Origin of the sequence: Bradyrhizobium diversitatis, assembly GCF_016031635.1 — a bacterium.
GTDB classification, from domain to species: domain Bacteria; phylum Pseudomonadota; class Alphaproteobacteria; order Rhizobiales; family Xanthobacteraceae; genus Bradyrhizobium; species Bradyrhizobium diversitatis.
In genome coordinates this window covers 43,394-63,117 of sequence record NZ_JACEGD010000040.1, presented here as the reverse complement: position 1 = coordinate 63,117, position 19,724 = coordinate 43,394, and the positions used below count along the sequence as shown (strand labels likewise).

Below are 19,724 nucleotides of genomic sequence, written 5' to 3'. Positions count from 1 at the left end.
AATGTTGAAACAGCAGCAATTCTCGTGCCGGTGAGATTGCCTATTTCGAGGGCTCGCCGAGCGACAGCATCAGCCGGTTCGCCCAGTTGAAGAACGAGGCGCCGTTGATGACGTCGACGATCTCGGCATCGTCGAGGCCCGCACGGCGCAGCTCCTCGATGTTGTCGGGACCGAACGCGATCGGCGTCGCGGCCAATGCCACGGACGCCTTGACCACGGCATTCCAGCGTTCGCCGAGATCGGCCTTGATGCCTTCGTCGAGCAGGCGCTGCACATCGTCGCGGCGCTTGGAATAGGTGCTGGCAAAGCGCGCATGCACGGAGGCGCAGTAGATGCAGCCGTTGTAACGCGAGGTTGCAGCCGCCGCAAGTTCGCGCTCCGCGCGCGGCAGGCCATCGGCCACATTGTAAAAGATGTCCTTGTCGGTCCTGGTGCGGGCTTCAAGGACTTCGGGATCGCGCACCAGGAGCCGGAAATATTCCGACTTGGCGCGGGCGCGGTCGACCAGACCGGCGAAGTGCCGTTCGGTCAGCTCGGTCTCGGGCAGCGGGTCGATCCACGAGACCCAGCCGAGTTCGTCCTGAGTGAAGACGACGGGCGGATTGACGGTATTCATGATGCGACCTCCTGCGCGCTTGCCGCTGCGAGCGTGCGCAAGCCGCTGACGACGCGCACCTGGAACGACAGGAACGCAACGAGCTGGGAGAACGTGACGATGCCGGTTGGCGACCAGCCGGCCGTCAGCAGCCCCTTCATGTCGGCGGACGACGCGTCGCGCGGGCGGAACACCAAGAGATGCGCATGCTCCAGCGCCGCTGCGAGCCTCGCACCGAGTACGGGCTTGCGCTCCGCGCTGACGCGATAGATCAGCCCGGCCTTGTTCTCGATCGACAGTGGGCCGGCCGGAAAGGCGCCGTACGGTCCCGACGTCCTGCCGCGCTCGATCTCGGCTGTGATCGGTTCGAGCAAGGCCGCTCCATCGGCATTCGCGGCAAGCTTCTCTCGATAGAAGGCGGCGACGGGTGACTCGCCATGGAGCCCGGTCACGAAGGCCGCGACCGCCGCGCGCTCGGAAAGCGAGAACTCGCTCGAATCGATCGGCTCGAACAGGGAGAGATAGCTCTTCTGCGCGTTCTCGCGCGCCTGCGGACGCCGCGCGCGGATGGCGTCGAGAGCCGATCCCGGCTCGATCCCGGCGAGCGTGTCGATGATGTCCAGTGTACCCATCAGTCAGCCTCGTGCAGCGCGAACATGTTTCATTCCGGCTAGCCCGCCAGCGCCACTTCGGGTGCCGTCCGGGTCCAGCCCAGCGCCGGCGCGACCTTGTCGGCGACGAGCTCGATCGATCGCAGCACATAAGGATGCGGCGCATCGACCGAGTGCACCTGGAAGACGAGATCGGTCACCCGCTCGAGCGTGGCATCGATGCGGAGCGAGGCGATCACCTCATCGGCGGCGCCGACATGGGTGTCGAACGCGGTGATCATTTCCTCCAGCGTCTCGCCCGGCCTGGCGTGACCTCCCTTGAGGAACTGCGGCAGCGCGCGCCGCAGTCCGATGTCTGCGAAGCGCATCGCCTCGCGATGGTCGTCGGCGACGAAGACGCTACGCGAGGCCATGATGCGGGGCTCGCATCCCGGCGGCAGCGCTGCGAGATAGGCATCGATGATCGGGTTCTGGATCTCGGCGAGCGTGGCTTTCGGCGCCTCCTTGGCCCGCGGCTGGGTGCGCGACAGCAACAGGCCATCGCCGACCTTGCCGGCCCGGGCACCGCCCGCGACCGAGAATGTCGCCTGCCAGATGCGCTTGTCCAATTGTGGCCGCAGCGGATAGAGCGTGTCGCCGCCGTCGAGCGGCTTGCCGACCAGGGCCGTGCGAACGATTTCGAGATTGCGCGCAAAGATCTCGTTGCGCTGCGCGCTGTCGAGGCCGAAAGCGGCAAAGGCCGAAGGATTGCCACCGGTGCCGACGCCGAGCTCGAAGCGGCCGTTGCAGAGCAGATCGAGCACCGCGGCGTTCTCCGCAACCCTGACCGCATTCTCCAGCGGCAGCGTGACGATGCCGGTGCCGAGGCGGACGCGCGAGGTCTGCGCGGCGACGTAGCCGAGGAACGTGAAGGGCGATGGCAGGCCGCCCTCGCGCTCGTGAAAATGATGCTGCGCGATCCATGCGGAATCGAGCCCGGCCTTCTCGGCGTGCACGATCTGTTCGGCCGCGAAGCGATAACGGTCCGCCGGCGGCGCCTCGTCGAGCAACCGCGTGAAGAAGCCCAGGCGTTTCAGGTTTGCGAAGCGTTTCATACGACCCCTGTCGGGCGAGGATTGCCACGCCCCCGATGATGTCGGTTGCTGCAGTTCCAGACAAGCGGGGCATTGCGCAAGGCTGCCCGCCGGATCGCCGTTACTTGGACTTTACGCAGGCAGATTGCCTACCAGCTCGGCAGCACGGCGCCCTTGAACTTGGTCAGCACGAACTCCTTGACCTCCGGGGTGTGATAGCTGTCCACGAGGATCTTGACCCAGGGCTTGTCCTTGTCGGCGGTACGGACGGCGATCAGGTTGACGTAGGGGCCCTTCGGATCCTCGCGCAGGATCGGATCCTTGACCGGATCGAGGCCGGCCTGGGTTGCATAATTGGTGTTGATCGCGGCGGCGTCGACGTCGTCGAGCGCGCGTGGCGCCTGCGCCGCGTCCACCTCGATGAACTTCAGCTTCCTGGGATTCTCGGTGATGTCGAGCACCGTGGGCTTGAAGCCGACACCGTCCTTCAGCTTGATCACGCCCTTGTCGCGCAGCAGCAGCAGCACGCGGCCGCCATTGGTCGGATCGTTCGGGATCGAGACCTTGCCGCCCTCGGGGAGGTCGGCGAAGGCTTTATGCTTCTTCGAATAGACGCCGATCGGGAAATTCACAGTCAGGCCGACGGCCTCGATCTTGTAGCCGCGGTCGGCCTTCTGGTTGTCCAGGTAAGGCTGGTTCTGGAACGAATTGGCCTGGATGTCGCCGGAATCGAGCGCCGCGTTCGGCACCACGTAGTCGGAGAACTCGAGGAGCTGAATATCGAGTCCCCGCTTGGCGGCGATCGGCTTCACGGCCTCGAGGATCTGCGCATGCGGCCCCGGCGTCACGCCGATCTTGATGGCCTCGGCCCCGGCTGTGGAGGACCATGCGGCGAGCACGGCAGAGAGGATCAGAGGCAGGCGAAACGACATCTTGGTCTCCGTAGGTCTGCGACAAATATGGAACCGTATTCGCTTCCCCGCCGCGCGAAATCAATGAAATGGAAAACCATATTGGCAGGCCCCCGCGGACGCACGTTCTCCATTCGACATCAAACGGAAAAGAAATCACGCCGGGCATCTTTCATGTGTGGCGATTTCCCGGCCGCGGCAATGATTCTTTCGCCAGCGCAACACTCCGAAACTTGATGGATCTGCGCCTGCCGGGGTAGCGTTCCGGTGCGGCCTTAGAACTTCCCCAAGTTCACCTAGATCGCACCGGATCGCCGCCTGGATCTCTCAGGCAGGCGATCCGGGTCCGTGCCCCGCCAGTGGGCGCTCTCCGCATCGTCATTTCGTCGCATCCCCGGCTTGCCGGCATTGCCGCCCCCGCCGTCATGAAACATGATGGCTGCTTGGCGACGAGTTGCGCAGGTGGAGGACGTCCGATGAACGAGAATGAGATCCGCGGTTTGATCGCCGAGGTGAAGCAAGGCAGGCTGTCGCGACGCTCGTTCATCCGGAAGGTCGCCGCGATCGGGATCGCCGCACCGGTCGCGAGCCAGATCCTGGTGTGGCATGACGTGGCGATGGCGGACGCCACGCTTGCCTACAAGCCGACCAAGGCCGGCGGCGGCGGCACGCTCAAGATCCTGCTGTGGCAGGCGCCCACCCTGCTCAATCCGCATTTCGCGATCGGCACCAAGGACCAGATCGCCACGCGCATCTTCTTCGAGCCGCTCGCCGGCTGGGACAAAGACGGCAATCTCATTCCCTGCCTGGCCGCCGAGGTGCCGACCAAGGCGAACGGCGGCCTTGCCGCGGACGGCATGAGCGTGATCTGGAAGCTGAAGCGGGGCGTCAACTGGCACGACGGCAAGCCATTCACCGCCGACGACGTCGTCTTCACCTGGCAGTACGCCGCGGACCTCGCGACCGCGGCCTACACCACGGGCTCCTACAAGGACATCAAGGTCGAGAAGATCGACGACTACGCCGTCAAGGTGCTCTTCAAGGCGCCGACGCCGTTCTGGGCCGACCCGTTCGTCGGCGGCTCGGTCGGCCAGATCCTGCCAAAGCATCATTTCGGCGACTATGTCGGCGCCAAGTCGCGCGAGGCTCCGGGCAATCTCAAGCCGGTCGGCACCGGTCCGTACAAATTCGTCGAGTTCAAGCCGGGCGACATGATCCGCGCCGAGCGCAATCCCGACTATCACGTCAAGAACCAGCCGCATTTCGATACGCTCGAGGTCAAGGGTGGCGGCGACGCGGTGTCTGCGGCGCGTGCGGTGCTGCAAACCGGCGAATACGACTTTGCCTGGAACATGCAGGTGGAGGAGGAGGTCCTCAAGCGCATGGAGGCGGGCGGCAAAGGCAAGCTCGACATCACGCCTTCGGGCAATGTCGAGTTCATCATCCTCAACACGACGGACCCCTGGACCGAGGTCGACGGCGAGCGTTCGAGCGTCAAGACCAAGCACCCGACACTGTCCGATCCCGCGGTTCGTCGGGCGATCAATCTCCTGATCGACCGCGATTCGATCCAGAAATTCATCTACGGGCGCGGCGCCCTCGCAACCGCGAGCTTCGTCAACGCGCCCAAGCAGTTCAAGTCCCCCAGGCTGAAATACGAGTTCGACATCGACAAGGCCAACAAGATCCTCGACGAGGCCGGCTGGACCCGGGGCGCGGACGGCATCCGCGAGAAGGACGGCAAGAAGCTCAAATACGTCTTCCAGACCTCGACCAACGCCCCGCGCCAGAAGACTCAGGCCATCATCAAGCAGGCCTGCCAGAAGGCCGGCATCGAGATCGAGATCAAGGCCGTCACCGCATCGGTGTTCTTCTCCTCCGACGTCGGCAACCCCGACACCTATTCAAAATTCTATGCCGACATGGAGATGTACAACACGACGCAGCCGCAGCCCGATCCGGAGCGCTTGCTGAACCAGTGCGTCTCCTGGGAGATCGCCACCAAGGACAATAAATGGCTGGGCCGCAACAACTCGCGCTATTCCGATCCCGAAGCCGACAAGGCCTACAAGGCCGCCCAGAACGAGCTCGATCCGGTCAAGCGCGCCGCGCTGCTGATGAAGGTCGACGAGATCTTCTGCGGGGCCAACGTGTTCCTGCCGCTGCTCTCGCGCCACATCGTTAACGCGAGCGTCAACAGCCTCATGATCGACATCTCCGGGTGGGACACCATTACGTGGAACCTGGCGGCGTGGTATCGGAGCTGAGGGGCGTTCGCCGAATCTCTCGGGTCCCGGACAAGCTGTAACGCAGATCGCGTGTCGAAGACGCGCGTGAATGCGCTTATCGCGGTGCAGCGCCGGGATCCGGAAGGCGACATGGACCGAATCCCTTCCATTGTGTGCTCCAGATCACAGCAGAAGCACGCGCCTTCCCCTACAGAGACCGGGCATGGCCGCAAACAAGGTAACGGCGGTACGCACGAGCTGCGGAGACGATCGACAGCTACGGACTTTCGAAAGCCGCCAGGGCGAGGAACCCGGCGGCTTTTCTCCTTCTTGCGAGAGATACGGGCAATCAAGCTCTCAGGAACGGCAGGGCAAGCGAGGCCCATCAACGCCCCAAAGCGCGATGACGATTCATCGCAATCGCATCGCGCCTTAGTGCCACGTCGTGTCCGCTTCGACGATTACCACCCTGGCTTCGGGAACTTCGGCCGTGTTGCAGGTGCAGGGCATGCCCTCGCCTCAGCGGCAGCCGGCCAGCTTCTCACTCCAGACCCGGAGCGGATGGTTTTCGCAGACCCATCCCAGTCCGTGGCAGGAGGGGCAGGTCTTGTCGGTCACAGCGTATCCGGCGTCCGCAACGTGTTCGACTTGTCCTCGTTGCGCAGCTCCTGCTCGGCGGCCTGCCAGAACTCTTCCTCGCGGCCTTCAGGCCTGCCGGCTTGCTCCCACAAGCGATGCGCACGTTCTCTGATCTCTTGCTCGGTCGGCTCGGACAATTGCACCTCCTGCTTTGGAAGCACGGCCCCACCCTTGGGGGGTTCCCGTGGGGGTCCTGGGGGGCTTGGAGGCGAGGCCGTGCAGGCCAGCCATCGGCGGCGACGCTGGCCCGCAGAGTCAAGCTTCGACCATGTGCAAGAGTTCCTGCGCGCCCGTCCACGCCGGGCGGAATCCATTCTCACCAGCGAAATTGCGGCTGACGCGGGTTATCAAATAGCGGCTTCGCGCTCTCGCGGCGCAATCCGCCCAAGGTTTGCTTGATCGCTCCACCCTCTAAAGCCATGAGGCGCAGGAAAGCCAGGAGCTGACCTCGCACCCGCGGTCTGCTGCGCGAAAATAGCGAAAAGGGAGACCGCACAGCAGCATACAGGTCGTGCCAATCACTCGGCCTTCCCTGCGCGATGGTTGCACGGCCTATGCCGTACTCGCGGGGCCAGAAACTTGCTGGCGGCGCACGGTCCGGCCGCTAGCTGTAGAAGATGCCTCCATCCACGTTGAGGGCCTGGCCGGTCACGAACGCGGAATCATCCGACGCAAAGAACGCTACTGGACCGACGACGTCCTCCGGTTGCCCGAGCCGGTGCAGGTCGGTGACCTTCTCGAAATAGGCAACTCGTTCGGGATCGCGGAGATTGTTGAGCCCCATCTCCGTCACGATGATGCCCGGACATACGGCATTCACGGTGATGCCGTGGCCTCCGAACTCCATGGACGAGACGCGCGTGAAGCCGACCACGGCCGACTTCGATGCAGCGTAGTGGGACTGTCCCGGACCGCCCGTTCGGGCGGCGAGCGAAGCGATGTTGACGATCCGTCCGTATTTGCGCTCCTTCATATGGGCCACCACGGCCTGGGTCATCTGGAACACGCCGCGCGTGTTGACGGCGAACGTCTGGTCCCACGTGTCGGTCGTCAGCTCGTCGATGGACGCCAGCCTGAGGATTCCCGCATTGTTGACGAGGACATCGATGTGCCCAAGTCCCTGGATGGCTTCAGCCGCGGTCCGCCTGCAATCGCCGGCATCGCTCACATCGCCCAGCACCGGGATGCATCGGCCGCCAAGCTTCCCGACCTCTGCAACGGTCTCGAGAAGGACCTTCTCCTGGGCAGCGATGTCGGTCAGCGCGAGATCGTAGCCGCGCCTTGCAAGGCCGATGGCTATCGCGCGGCCAATTCCACGGCTTGCTCCCGTCACGATCGCATGTCGGGCCATGTTGCGTTCTCCCCTGTTGTTCGGATGAATAGTTTCTGCCGGTGTGAATGGATCAGGCGCGAGCGGCCTTGCGGACCGGGAGGGTGTTCATGGCCTTCACGGTCTCCTCGAACGAGACGAGATTGGCGCCCGAACCCAGCCCGGTCGCGACGATCGCGGCCGTCGCGGTCGCGAGCCTGGCGCAGTCGAGCAGGTCCCAGTCGCGAACCAGACCGGCGATGAAGCCGCCCGTGTAGGAATCGCCGCATCCCGAGGTATCGCGGACCGCGACCTCGAACGCCGGCACCGTGAACTGACGTCCGTCGCGTGTCATCACGAACGAGCCATCGGCACCGAGAGAAATGGCGCAGGCCCCCGCGCCCTTGTCGATGAAGAACCGCGCACACGCGGCGGGATCGTCGGTTCCCACCATCGCACTGGTCTCATCGATGCTCGGCATGAAGAAGTCGACATAGGGCAGCAGCGGCTCGACCAGCGCCAGCGTTTCGCGCCGCGCCTGGATGAGATCGAGCGTCGTCGTGCAACCGGCCGCCTTCGCATCGCGCAGCAATGCGACAGAAGGCGCTCCATCCATCGCGAGCAAGGAACCAACCCCGCCGAGATGCAGAATCTTGCTCCGGCAAGCGGCCTTTTGCGTGTCGGGCGCGATACGCCAGCGGGCGGAGGCGCCCCTTGCGTGCATGACCGGACGCGAGCCGTCGGGCCGGATCGGCAGGATCGTGGCCGAGGTCGGACTGCCGGCCATCCGCTCCATGAGAGAGATGTCGATACCTTCACGCTCCAGCGCGTTCAGCATCCAGTCGGCCTTCTCATCGGAGCCGACGGCGCCGACCGCGAGCGCCTTCAGACCGAGACGCGCGCAAGGGACGACCGTTCCGCCGGCGGTACCCGCGACCGCGAGCCGAATTTCTTCGATCAACAAGCGGCCGCCACCGGGCGGAATCTCGGTCACCGGGACCCCCAGAATATCCAGAATATAAGTACCGCAGACGCTGACGTCGTGAGTGTAGGCCATGAGTTCTCGCAGGACAGTGGTTGGATCGTGATCTAGCTCGACAGCTGAGGGACCTTGGGCGTGCCCTCGCTATCGCGCAGGCCGTATTGCCCCCATCGCTTCAGGATGCTGTCGATTTCCTCGTCCGGCAGCAGCGGAGGAGAGCCAAGTTGAAGACAGCCGTGATACTGCTTGGCGAGCACTTCGACCTCCACCGCGAGCCACATGGCCTTGCGCAGGTTGGGACCGACGGCGATCAGCCCGTGATGCGCGAGCAGGCAGGCGCGGCGATAGCGAAGCGCGTCCAGCGCAGCCTGCGACAGCTCCGCCGTGCCGTATTGGGCATAGGGCGCGCAGGGAATGTCGTTTCCGCCGGCAGCGGCGATCATGTAGTGAATCGCGGGGATCGAGCGATTCATGATCGCGATGATCGTGCAGAAGATCGGATGGGCGTGAACCACGGCGCCAACCTCCGGCTTCGACCTCAGGATGTCGAGGTGAAAACGCCATTCCGTCGAAGGGACGTTGCCGGCCGACGCGGTCCACGAGCCGTCCCACTTCATGGCCACGATGTCCTCGGGCCTCATGCGGTCGTAGGGAAGACCGGACGGCGTGAGCAGGATGCCGTCTTCGGTTCGGACGCTGATGTTTCCGGACGTTCCCTGGTTGATGCCCTGCGCCGCCATCTCGCGACACGCGTCGATGATGGATTGACGAAGTTCGAGCTCCGTATCGCAACCGCTCATGCCCTGCTTCCCATTCGCGTTCATGCACTTGCTCCGAGCTGGACCTGCCGGTCGACCAACAGCCAGGTGGCGCGCGCGGTTGCCAGCACCTCCTGCTCCGCATCAAGCAGGGCGCTTTCGGCAAATAGCTTGCGGCCTTCCCGCCCCGTCGGCCACGCCACCACCACGCATCGATCTCCGGGACGCGGCCGGCGATCGATCCGAGCGGCCATGCGTCCGAGCAGAACCGTCTCGTCACCGTTCAATCCGAGGTGACGGGCGCCCACGCTGCAATAGCCGGTCGGGCAATCGAGAGCGGCCCAGACGAATTCGGGCGCGACATGACCGTCCTCGCCGGACAGACTGCCATGAGGCATCCAGGAGGCCGCGAACACGACGGGCTTGCCCGGGACTGCCCCCGCCTGCAGCGGACCTGCGAAGATCCGGAGACCGTCGCCATGGCCACGTGCGGGGCCACAGACGAAGCATCCCGGAAGATTGTGGGTCTGCTCGTCGTAGGGTGTTCTACCGACCGCCTCTTCGGCCGCCGCGTAGCTCACCCTGGGAACGTCCGACACATCGATGCCTGCTGCACGCGCCGTCGCGAGCAGTTCGTCTTTTTCGCGCAACTCGATCGCGCCGTCGGCCTTCGTCAGCACGTCGAGCGGCCGCTCCAGCGGCGGCGGGGCACGCAACGTCACTTCGGCGTCTCCGGCGACGTGCCTTGCGAGACATCCGCAAACGTAGCCTCCGTTGCCGGAATTGGGCGGGCCCCGGAAGCGTCTGTCGATGACCAACGATACCATTTCAGCTTTCGTCCGCGGCGTTCAGCGTCCCATCGCGAAGAACTCGTCGTTCGGACGCATGCTGGTGACGTTGGCGAGGCGGTTCGACATGCCGAAGAATGCCGCGATGGCGGCAATGTCCCAGACGTCCTCCTCGGTGAATCCGTGTCCCTTGAGATCGACGATGTCGGAGTCGTCCACCTCATAGGCGCGCGCCGAGACCTTCATCGCGAAATCGAGCATCGCCCTTTGTCGCGCGGTGATATCGGCCTTGCGGTAATTGACGGCGACCTGGTCCGCGATCAGCGGATTCTTCGCTCGCACCCGCAGGATGGCGCCGTGCGCCACGACGCAATACTGGCACTGATTGGCGCTGCTGGTCGCGACAACGATCATCTCGCGCTCGGCCTTGGTGATCGGCCCCGGCTTGTCCATCAGCGCGTCGTGATAGGCGAAGAACGCCCGGAACTCGTCAGGACGATGCGCGAGTGTCAGAAAGACGTTGGGGACGAAGCCGGACTTCTCCTGAACCGCCTCGATCCGCGAGCGGATATCCGTAGGGAGCGTCGCGATATCGGGGACGGCAAAGCGGCTGATGGCGGGCGCAGACATGTTCCAAGCTCCTGTTAGACTGCCGCGAGCGCGACGAGCGATTCCTGATAGGCCTCGAACGCATCGCGCCGATCGGCGGCGTACGGCTCGACTCGCACGAGGCAGGTGTGAGCCGAGCAGCCCTGGCCGAATTGAGAGGTGCCGATATCGAGCGTGAGCACGTTCGGATTGCCCGCGACCTCCAGGCCGCTATTGCCCGTCGGCGTGAACCAGGCACCGGTCGGAAGCACCAGTACGCCCTGACGGACCTTGTCGGTGACCTCCGCCGTCGCGAGGCACTCCCCGCGGCCGTTCCAAATGCGGATCGTCTTGCCGTCGGCGATGCCGAGAGCAGCCGCGTCGTCAGGATGAAGGCGAGCCTGTTCGCGGCCGTTGCGTTTCATCGCCCGGCTCGATGCGCCGGTTTCGAGCTGGCCGTGAAGTCGGCCGGCCGGCTGGTGCGAGATGAGGTGCATCTGGCCGGCGTCGGAGGCATTGCCGAGCCATTCAGCCGGCTCGATCCACGCGGGATGCGGGCGACAGTCGGCATAGTCCAGCCTGGCCAGAGTCTCGCTGCCGAGCACGATCTTTCCGCTTTCGGTCCCGAGCGGATGCGCCTCCGGCTCGTTGCGAAAGTCGGCCAAGAAGGTGTGTTTTGCCTTGACCGGGCAGCGGGCATAGCCGGCTTCCCAGAACGCATCGAAATCCGGCATCGCGAAGCCGAAGCGCTGCGAGGCATCGCTGCGGCAGGCCTCGTAGAGATGCCGGACCCAGCCCATTTCGCCCCGGCCCTCGTTGAACCGATCGGCCACCCCGAGCTTGCCTGCGATCGCGTTGAAGATTTCGAAGTCGGAGCGGGATTCGCCCAGCGGCTCGATCGCCTTCTTCATCGCCAGGATGAAGTCGGAGCGCCTGTTGCCGGCAAGATCGTTGCGCTCGATCGACGTGGTTGCCGGCAGCACGATGTCGGCCCGCTGGGCTGTCGCCGTGAACATCGGGTCCTGCACGACGATCGTTTCGGGCCTCGTCCAGGCTTCCGACAGGCGATTGAGGTCCTGGTGATGATGGTAGGGATTGCCGCCCGCCCAATAGACCAGCCTCGTATCCGGATAGGTGCGGATCTCGCCTTCGTAGCTGAACGGCCTGCCGGGATTGAGCAGCATGTCGCTGATCCGCGCCACCGGAATGAAGCTGTCGATCGGCCTCGTCAGCTGTGAAATGGCAGGAGAGCGGCCCATATTGAGCGGCGCCCCCACGCCCCCCAGTGAGGCGTAGCCGTAACCAACGCCGCCGCCCGGCAATCCGATCTGGCCGACCACCGATGCAAGTCCGAGCGCCGCCCAGAACGGCTGTTCGCCGTGATGGGCCCGCTGCAGGCTCCAGCTCACCGTCAGCATGCTCCGCGTGTCGACAAGGCGCCTCGCCAGCGTCGCGATCCGGTCCGCATCGAGGCCGCAGATGTTCGCGGCCCACACGGCGTCCTTGCGCACGCCATCCGTCTGGCCTTCGAGATAACCAAGCAGGCGATCCGCGCCGCTGGTGCAGCGCGCGAGGAAATCCGCATCGTGCCGGCCCGCCTTCACGATCTCGCCGGCAAGCCCGAGCATCAGCGCAGCGTCCGTATTCGGTCGAACCGGCCACCATTCGGCGTCGACCCAGTCGGGCAGATCGTCCTTCAGTGGCGATACGTGGACGACCTTGACGCCGCGCTCGACGATCTCCCTGAGATAAGTCTCGAGGCGATGGCTGCCAATTCCTCCGGCCTCGTTTTGCGCGGTTCGCGGCGACAGAGCGCCGAACACCACCAGCGTCTCGGTGTGCTGCGCGATGGTGTCGAGCGTATTGGCGCGGCCGCCGCAGGCGTCGTCGCTGCCCAGCGTGTGCCGCAGGATCACGGGACCTGCCGCGATGGAATAGGTGTCGACGTGCCTGGTGAAGCCGCCAACCAGGTTGAGCATGCGCTTCAGAAGTGATGAGGCATGGTGCAGGCGGCCCGAGTTTGTCCAGCCATACGAGCCCGCGAATATCGACGCGTTGCCGAACGTGCCGGCGACGCGGCGCACTTCGTCGGCGACCAGCGTCGTCGCCTCGTCCCAGCTGACCGGCACGAATTTCTCACGGCCGCGGCCCCGACGATCGCTTTTCTCGCGCTTGTCGAGCCAGCCCGAGCGGACCATCGGTCGCAGCACGCGCCGTTCGGGGTTGGCCCATTCGGCAATGGAATGGATGATCGGGGAAGGCGCCGGATCGTGCTCGAATGGCTCGACGCCGACGATGCGATCGTCCTCGACGAGGATCGTGTATGCACCCCAATGGCTGCAATGCGGGACCCGCTTGATCCTGCTCATGCGTCGACCGCCACAAGATCGCGCCGCATCTGCGCGGCGAATTCGGGATAGGTCTCGGCGAGCTCGTCGAAGACACGGCCGCGAAGCAGGTCGAGCGTCGATCGATCGGGCAGCGGGGTCTGCCGCGGCTCGGCATCATGGCCAAACCGGAAACCGGTCGCCTGCTTGATCTCCGCAAGATCGTGCCCGGGATGAACGCTCTCGAGATCGAATCCGGGCCGGGTCTTATCGAACCGAAAGAGGCCCTTACCGGTCAAGAGAGCAACGGGGCCGCCGCTCCGAAACACTCCCTCGGGACTGACGCCCGGCGCACTGATGAAGTCCACGTGCTCGACGAAGACGCGGGGCGTATGCTCCTCGCGGAAGAGGATGACCCGCGGCACGACGAAGTAGAGATAGGCCGACCCGAACGAGCCGGGCCAGCGCACGCTCGAGCGCGGATAATCACCGGTCCCGACGAGGTTCACGTTGCCGAAGCCGTCGATCTGGCCCCCGCCGAGGAAGAACGCGTCGATCCGGCCCTGACCGGCACAATCGAACAGCTCCGCCGAGCCGTTGGTGAAGAAATTGTGCTCGACAGAACCGAGAATGGAGATGCGTGGGCCGACGGTGCCGCCCGCTTCCTTCATGGCACGCAGCAGCATCGCGCCGGCGGCGGGAATCGGAGAGGAGGCGCCTACGGCGACGTGCCTGACCCCGTCGAGCAACCGCGCGATCGTGCAAATCAGCACTTCGCGAGGGAGAACTTCAGCCATCACGCGGGCTCCATCTGCGCCTGCGTCATATAGGCAGAGAAGCCGTCGGCCGTTCGCGCGGCCTTCGCATAGCGGGCGATCTCTGCGCTATCGGCCGGATATTCGCCCCACAGACCGTAGGGCCACGCGCCCCTTGGCGCGCACGCGACCGCCGTGACGTAGAGTGCCGGCAGCACACCGGCCGCGCTCATCTCGTCGGCGAGCAGATTCTCCTCGACGATTCGCTCCACCGTGACGAGAACCGTCTGCGAGGCGTAAGCCATGGCGGCAAGCTCTCGGCGCCGCCCGATCCAGACATTGCCGAAGCGATCGGCCATGGGCACATGGAAGATCGTGACGTCGGGCTTGATGGCGGGAATCAGCACGATCGGATCGCCGCCGTCCGCCAGCGGATTGTCGACGACGCGCCAATCGTCGCGATGGCGGAGCAGATCCGTTCCAATCAGCCCTCGGAGCGGCATGAAGGGACTGCCCTTCTGCGCCGCGATCAGGCCCGCATGGATCGCAGGACACGTCGCGTCCTTCAGTCGAACCGCGCCTTCCTTGACTGCGGCGTTGAAGCGGGGCGCTCCACCCGCTTCGCCGAGCGAGACGGCGCTGGTCTCAACGGTCCGGACCAGACCCGCGCCGACAAGCTGGTCGACCTGCAATCCACCGGTAGGCACGCAGACGAGATCGAGATTGCCCGCGCCATGCTCGATGATGGGCCGCGTCATGGCCATGGAGACGCCGGCGTAGTCGACCGGCAGCGCCACGCGCATGCCCGGCTCGATGTGCTTCGCCATTGCGCGAGGCTCGCTCAACACCATCATCCTCCCTGCGTTGCGTTCTATATTGTAGAACGCTATTCCAAGTTTATGTTAGGCGGATCGAGACGACCCTGTCAATCTGGCTTCACCAATGGCGCCTTCGTTTGCAGGGGATCCCGCCTCCGCATGGATCGCAGCGGCGCGCCATTGCGCCGCGATCGGGTGTCTCGACTTGACAAGACGGCGCGCTGCGCCAACAATAATTGGAATAGTGTTCTACAATATAGAACGATTTGGGAGGAGAGAATGGCTGAGCCCGCGGCTCTGCGCGCAATGCGCTCCGGCGATGCGAACGTTGGGACGTCGCCGACCGGCCGCCTCCGGGAACGCGACGCCATCGGATCGAGCATCGCGGTCCGCGACGCGGTGAAAAGATACGGCAGCTTCCACGCGGTCGACCAGATCAGCATCGACATCGAGCCGGGCGAATTCATCACGCTTCTTGGCCCTTCCGGCAGCGGAAAGACGACGCTGCTCAATCTCGTGGCCGGATTCCAGAGCCTCGACAGCGGCGAAATCCTCGTCGACGGCAAGCCTGTCCACAACGTTCCGACGCACAAGCGCGGCTTCGGCATGGTGTTCCAGAGCTACGCGCTGTTTCCGAACATGACGGTCAGCCAGAACGTCGCGTTTCCACTTCGCATGGCCGGTGTCGACCGGGCGACCGCGGAGCGACGTGTCGCCGAAACGCTGGAGATCATGCGGCTGACGGAGCATGCGACGAAGTCTCCTTCGCAAATGTCGGGCGGGCAGCAGCAGCGTGTCGCGATCGCCCGCGCGATCGTCAGGAGGCCCAAGGTCGTGCTGATGGACGAACCCCTCAGCGCCCTGGACCGGCGGTTGCGCGAGCAGATCCAGATCGAGATCCGCGACCTTCACCGGACCATCGGCAGCACGATCCTGTTCGTCACCCATGACCAGGGCGAAGCCCTGACGATGAGCGACCGCATCGCGGTACTCAACGCCGGCAAGATCGTTCAAATCGGCCGCCCGCTGGACATCTATCGGCATCCGATCGATCGCTTCGTCGCCTCGTTCGTCGGCGAGAGCAATCTGATCGAGGCTGAGATTCTGCAGAAGCGCGGATCGACGCTGACGATGAAAAGCCGCACAGGATACGTGTTCAACGCCGAAAGCCGGGACACGATCGACGTCGGGCGAGCAACGGTGCTCGTGCGTCCGGAACGCATCGCCGTGTCGAACGAACCGACTGCGAATTCCGCGCCCGTCAGCGTCACGTCTGCGATCTTCCTTGGCGAGATCCTGCGGATCGAGGCCCAGATGGAGGGCGGAGAGCCGCTCCTGATCAGGTGTACCGACATGGCCGACCGGCCCCTGCCGACCGTCGGGGATCGTCTCCACGTGAGCTGGGGCGCCGCGGACTGCTGGGTGCTTGCATGACCTCGGCATCGATCGGCGTCCAGGCGGACCGTCCTGCGGATCTCGATCTCGTCAGGAGGTTAAGGGATCCTGCGCTGCTGCTCGTGCCCGCGCTTGCGTTTCTGGCCTTCATCTACCTGCTGCCGCTGATCGATCTCATCCGCATCAGCGTGAGCGGGCCGTCGTGGTCGTCCTACTTTGAGCGGGTGTTCGCGATACCGCTCTATTGGGATTCGCTCGTCCGCACGATGCAGATCTCGGTCACCGTCGCGGGCCTGTGCCTGCTGTTCGGATATCCGACTGCGCTGCTCATCCACCGCAGCCGCGGCCTTGCGCAGGCCCTGATCGCGACCGCGATCGTGCTGCCCTATTTCATCGCCATCCTGATCCGGACCTACGCCTGGATGGTCCTGCTCGGCCGCAACGGGCCGGTCAACAAGCTGCTGGTTTCGATCGAGATATTGAGCGAGCCCGTGCAGCTGCTCTTCAATCGCGGCACGGTGCTTCTCGGCATGACCGCGGTGCTTCTGCCGTTGATGGTGCTGACGATCTATTCCAGCGTGGCGCGGCTTGATCAAAGCCTGACGCGCGCGGCGCTGGCCAGCGGTGCCGGACCCATTGCGGCGTTCTGGCGCGTGATGCTGCCACTGACCTTGCCCGGCATGGGCGCCGGCTTCCTGCTCGTCTTCGTCGCCGCGATCGGCTTCTTCATTACGCCGACCCTGCTCGGCGGACCCGGCGACCAGATGTTTGCCATGCATATCACCCAGCAGGCAGACTCGGTCACATCGGAGGGATTCCTGCAGGCGTTGGGCGTGGTGCTGCTGACGATCACCTTGGCAGTGGTCGCGGTGGCCGGACGCTTTCTGGGGTTCGAGTTCATTTGGGGCGGCCGCAAGTTGACGGAGGCTACACCAGGGAAGACAGACCTCCGCGCCGCCGATGGCAGCCGCCGCAGTCTCGGCGCCTCAGCGGCCGACGTGATCGGCTGGCCGCTTCTGAGGCTGTTCGGGCGCCTGCCCGCGAGCTGCGGGACCTGGACCGTCCGCATCATGGGCGGCCTGGTCATTGCCATACTGATCCTGCCGATCATCGTGGTGATGATCATTTCGTTCAGCAGCGCAAGCTATCTGACCTTTCCGCCGCCGGGCTTCTCGCTGCGCTGGTATGAGCAGTTCTTCTCCGACTCGAACTGGATGCGGGCGTTCTGGACCTCCCTGGTCGTCGCGGCGATGTCCGCCGGCATCGCGATCGTGCTGGGCGCCTCGGCGGCCCTCGGCATCGTCAGGAGCAGCATTCGCGGCAAATCAGCCATCATGCTGCTTCTCGTAAGTCCGATCATCGTCCCTCCGGTCGTGCTCGGCCTGTCGCTCTACAGCCTGTTCCTGCGCTTCGATCTCGTCGGCTCCGTCTTCGGCCTTGCCGCGGCGCATGCGATCGGCGGCCTTCCCATCGTCGTGGTGATCCTGTCAGCATCGCTTCAAGGCGTCGATGCCAGGCTCGAACAGGCGGCTGCCGTCCATGGCGCATCATCCCTGACGGTGTTCCGCCTGGTGACGCTGCCTGCCATCATGCCGGGCCTGGCTGCCGCGACATTCTTTGCCTTCCTGCACTCGTTCGACGAGCTGGTGCTGACGCTGTTCCTGTCGAGCGCGGAGCTGAAGACGCTTCCGCTCATGCTGTGGGGCGACATCAACTATCGGCTCAATCCGGTGCTGGCCGTGGTCTCGACGCTGGAGGTGCTTCTGGTGGTCGCAGGGCTCGTCCTCGCACGACCCGTTCTCGCCACGTCACGGAAGGCGACGTGACGCAAATCAATTTCAACTGGAGGAAAGAGAAATGCTGGGAATGAAACGCTTGCGACTATCGGCTTCCGTATTGGCCTCGGCCCTGTTCGTCGCGATGGGGACGGGCCTGGCTCAAGCGCAGAGCAACGTCGTGATCATGCAGGATCCGGGCGGCGGCTATGGCGATGCATTGCGCAAGGTCATGTACGACCCGTTCGAGAAAGAGACCGGCATCAAGGTGGTCACCGTCCAGGAGGCCCGTAGCGGCCCGCGCATCAAGGCTCAGGCCGAAGCCGGCAAAGCGCAATGGGATCTGACGTTCATCTTCGACCAGGAGACGAAGCTGCTCGGCGACTGCTGCCTGGCCGATATCGACTATTCCAAGCTGTCGGACGGAGCGAAACAGACGCTGGCGGCGATGCCGGACAAGCTGAAGCGCAAGAAGGGCGTGGCACTGCAGGTAATCGGCGTCGGCCTCGTCTACAACAAGGACAAGTACAAGGGTGAGAATGTACCGACCACCTGGGCCGACTTCTGGGACGTGAAGAAATTTCCCGGCCGGCGCTGCATGCCCGCCTGGCCGCGTTTCGTGTTCGAAGCGGCGCTGATGGCCGACGGCGTCGAGAAGAACAAGCTCTACCCGATCGACATGGAGCGGGCGCTGAAGAAGGTCAAGGAGATCAAGCCACATATCGCCAAATGGTGGACGACGTCGGCACAGCCGCCGCAGCTCCTGCTCGATGGCGAGGCCGACATGTGCATGGCCTACACCGGTTCGATGAGCAAGCTCGCCCTGGAGGGCGCCCCAATCGAGCTGACCTTCAATCAGGGCTTCGTCTACTACGACTTCTTCTCGATCCCCAAGGGGGCGCCGAACTACGACAACGCGCTGAAACTGCTGTCCTGGCGGCTCGAGCCCAAGCGCGCGGCGCAGCTCACCTCGACCTTCCCGGTCGCCCTTCCCTCCCCGATCGTGTTCGAGGCCGCGACCGACAAGAAGCTCGCGCGCTACTGGGCCAACAACCCGGACAACGTCTCGAAAGCGATCGAATGGAGCCCGGATTATTGGGGCGCGACTTCGCCGGCCGGAAATTCCACCAATGAAGAGTACGGGCAGGAGAAGCTCAACGCCTTGCTGGCCCAGTAGGCAGGCTGATCAGCCCCGATCCGAAAGGATCGGGGCTGATTCCACACCCGGGCTATTGCCGTTCGCGCGGCCATGCTAGATCGAGTGAAAGATCATTCTATTTTGGCTGGTGGATGGATAAGGCTTTTACCAAGGGACTGCGTCTCCTGGAAGCACTTGCTCTGAGCGAGCAGCCCCGCGGGGTCACGGACCTCGCGAGCGAGCTGAAGCTCACCAAGAGCAACGTGCATCGGCTGCTGATGACTTTGCAGTCCCAAGGCTATGTGCGCCAGATCCCTCCGCACAGCACTTACGAGCTCACGACCAAGATCTGGGCGCTCGGCAGCCATGTCATCCACCGGATGGATCTCATCAACGTCGCGCGACCGGCAATGACCAAGCTTGCCGAGATCACCGGCGAAACCATTCACCTGTCCGTGCTCGAAGATACCGACGTCGTCTACGTCGATAAGATCGAAAGCGCTCACCATATCCGCGCCCATACGAGCGTGGGCATGCGCGCACCCGCTTTCACCATGGCGACGGGAAAGGCGATGCTCGCGCATATGCCTGATGACTACCTGGAACGATTCCGGCCGCATCTGAGGCGCTACACCGAAACGACGCGAACGACGATCGAGGAACTGCGGGAGGACATCGAGCTGGCACGCGCGCAAGGCTACTCCTCCGTGCTGCATGGCGAATGGCGCGAGGGCATCGCGGCCTGCGCTTGCGCGATCCTCGGCCGCTCCGGCGAACTGGTGGGAGCGATCGGCATGTCCGGCCCCGACACCCGCGTCAAGCGCAAGCAGATCAAGGAATATTCGGTTCACGTCATGGAGGCGGCCCGGACCATCGGCGCCGCCCTCGGCTATTCCAGCAGGCCGGCGGCGTACCCTGCCGTGAGAGGCGATTCTACACCGTCACATCAATTGCGACGCGCCCGTTGATCTTGTTTCCTTTTGGAGGGCATCCTGGCTCGTACCCTTGCGCGCCGAAAAGCGTCAGGTGACAGG

At 64.3% G+C, this 19,724-nt stretch carries 18 protein-coding genes; 5 read left to right on the top strand and 13 right to left on the bottom strand.

The annotated features are described in order from the left end of the window. Positions 1-40: 40 nt before the first annotated feature. The 4 genes from H1B27_RS32475 to H1B27_RS32460 form a co-directional block, all read right to left on the bottom strand. Entirely contained in the window at positions 41-616 is a 576-nt protein-coding gene (locus tag H1B27_RS32475) for an alkylhydroperoxidase domain protein (RefSeq protein WP_197968859.1), read from the bottom strand. Continuing rightward, positions 613-1,227, bottom strand: coding sequence for a CMD domain protein (locus H1B27_RS32470; protein WP_061877162.1), 615 nt, complete (start codon positions 1,225-1,227; stop codon positions 613-615). The genes H1B27_RS32475 and H1B27_RS32470 overlap by 4 nt, the downstream gene beginning before the upstream one ends. A gap of 38 nt (positions 1,228-1,265) precedes the next feature. Further along, the gene (locus H1B27_RS32465) at positions 1,266-2,300 is read right to left on the bottom strand and encodes a putative FMN-dependent luciferase-like monooxygenase (protein WP_197968858.1); all 1,035 of its coding nucleotides are present in this window, start codon (positions 2,298-2,300) and stop codon (positions 1,266-1,268) included. Positions 2,301-2,428: 128 nt separating this feature from the next. After that, positions 2,429-3,211 carry a MetQ/NlpA family ABC transporter substrate-binding protein gene (locus H1B27_RS32460; protein WP_061877164.1) on the bottom strand — a complete coding sequence of 261 codons (783 nt, stop codon included), beginning with the start codon at positions 3,209-3,211 and terminating at the stop codon, positions 2,429-2,431. Between the two features lie 455 nt (positions 3,212-3,666). Here H1B27_RS32460 and H1B27_RS32455 point away from each other — a divergent pair, with 455 nt between their 5' ends. Further along, the gene (locus tag H1B27_RS32455; RefSeq protein ID WP_061877165.1) at positions 3,667-5,457 is read left to right on the top strand and encodes a peptide ABC transporter substrate-binding protein; all 1,791 of its coding nucleotides are present in this window, start codon (positions 3,667-3,669) and stop codon (positions 5,455-5,457) included. A gap of 575 nt (positions 5,458-6,032) precedes the next feature. Here H1B27_RS32455 and H1B27_RS32450 read toward each other — a convergent pair. The 9 genes from H1B27_RS32450 to H1B27_RS32410 form a co-directional block, all read right to left on the bottom strand. After that, positions 6,033-6,194, bottom strand: coding sequence for a DUF2934 domain-containing protein (locus H1B27_RS32450; RefSeq protein ID WP_082821920.1), 162 nt, complete (start codon positions 6,192-6,194; stop codon positions 6,033-6,035). Positions 6,195-6,661: 467 nt separating this feature from the next. Further along, entirely contained in the window at positions 6,662-7,408 is a 747-nt protein-coding gene (locus tag H1B27_RS32445) for an SDR family NAD(P)-dependent oxidoreductase (protein WP_061877167.1), read from the bottom strand. A 52-nt stretch (positions 7,409-7,460) separates the two neighbouring features. Then, a complete protein-coding gene (locus tag H1B27_RS32440; RefSeq protein WP_197968857.1) occupies positions 7,461-8,423 on the bottom strand; it encodes a carbohydrate kinase family protein in 963 nt (320 codons plus the stop codon). Between the two features lie 32 nt (positions 8,424-8,455). Continuing rightward, entirely contained in the window at positions 8,456-9,148 is a 693-nt protein-coding gene (locus tag H1B27_RS32435; protein WP_197968924.1) for an L-fuculose-phosphate aldolase, read from the bottom strand. 20 nt (positions 9,149-9,168) lie between these two features. Further along, positions 9,169-9,828 carry a hypothetical protein gene (locus H1B27_RS32430; RefSeq protein ID WP_311977342.1) on the bottom strand — a complete coding sequence of 220 codons (660 nt, stop codon included), beginning with the start codon at positions 9,826-9,828 and terminating at the stop codon, positions 9,169-9,171. 126 nt (positions 9,829-9,954) lie between these two features. Further along, a complete protein-coding gene (locus H1B27_RS32425; protein ID WP_197968855.1) occupies positions 9,955-10,524 on the bottom strand; it encodes a peroxidase-related enzyme in 570 nt (189 codons plus the stop codon). A gap of 14 nt (positions 10,525-10,538) precedes the next feature. Further along, positions 10,539-12,851, bottom strand: coding sequence for a molybdopterin-dependent oxidoreductase (locus H1B27_RS32420; RefSeq protein WP_197968854.1), 2,313 nt, complete (start codon positions 12,849-12,851; stop codon positions 10,539-10,541). After that, positions 12,848-13,606 carry a CoA transferase gene (locus H1B27_RS32415; RefSeq protein WP_197968853.1) on the bottom strand — a complete coding sequence of 253 codons (759 nt, stop codon included), beginning with the start codon at positions 13,604-13,606 and terminating at the stop codon, positions 12,848-12,850. Before H1B27_RS32415 ends, H1B27_RS32420 begins: the two co-directional genes overlap by 4 nt. Continuing rightward, entirely contained in the window at positions 13,606-14,415 is an 810-nt protein-coding gene (locus tag H1B27_RS32410) for a CoA transferase subunit A (protein ID WP_061877173.1), read from the bottom strand. Before H1B27_RS32410 ends, H1B27_RS32415 begins: the two co-directional genes overlap by 1 nt. Before the next feature lie 246 nt (positions 14,416-14,661). Here H1B27_RS32410 and H1B27_RS32405 point away from each other — a divergent pair, with 246 nt between their 5' ends. The 4 genes from H1B27_RS32405 (at position 14,662) to H1B27_RS32390 (ending at position 19,658) form a co-directional block, all read left to right on the top strand. Further along, on the top strand, positions 14,662-15,816 hold the full coding sequence (locus H1B27_RS32405) for an ABC transporter ATP-binding protein (protein WP_197968923.1): 1,155 nt from the start codon (positions 14,662-14,664) through the stop codon (positions 15,814-15,816). Beyond that, the gene (locus H1B27_RS32400) at positions 15,813-17,603 is read left to right on the top strand and encodes an ABC transporter permease subunit (RefSeq protein WP_197968852.1); all 1,791 of its coding nucleotides are present in this window, start codon (positions 15,813-15,815) and stop codon (positions 17,601-17,603) included. The genes H1B27_RS32405 and H1B27_RS32400 overlap by 4 nt, the downstream gene beginning before the upstream one ends. 31 nt (positions 17,604-17,634) lie before the next feature. Then, positions 17,635-18,729, top strand: a complete 1,095-nt coding sequence (locus tag H1B27_RS32395; protein WP_197968851.1) for an extracellular solute-binding protein — start codon at positions 17,635-17,637, stop codon at positions 18,727-18,729. A gap of 113 nt (positions 18,730-18,842) precedes the next feature. Further along, positions 18,843-19,658 carry an IclR family transcriptional regulator gene (locus H1B27_RS32390; RefSeq protein WP_131869492.1) on the top strand — a complete coding sequence of 272 codons (816 nt, stop codon included), beginning with the start codon at positions 18,843-18,845 and terminating at the stop codon, positions 19,656-19,658. The last annotated feature ends 66 nt before the right edge of the window (positions 19,659-19,724 follow it).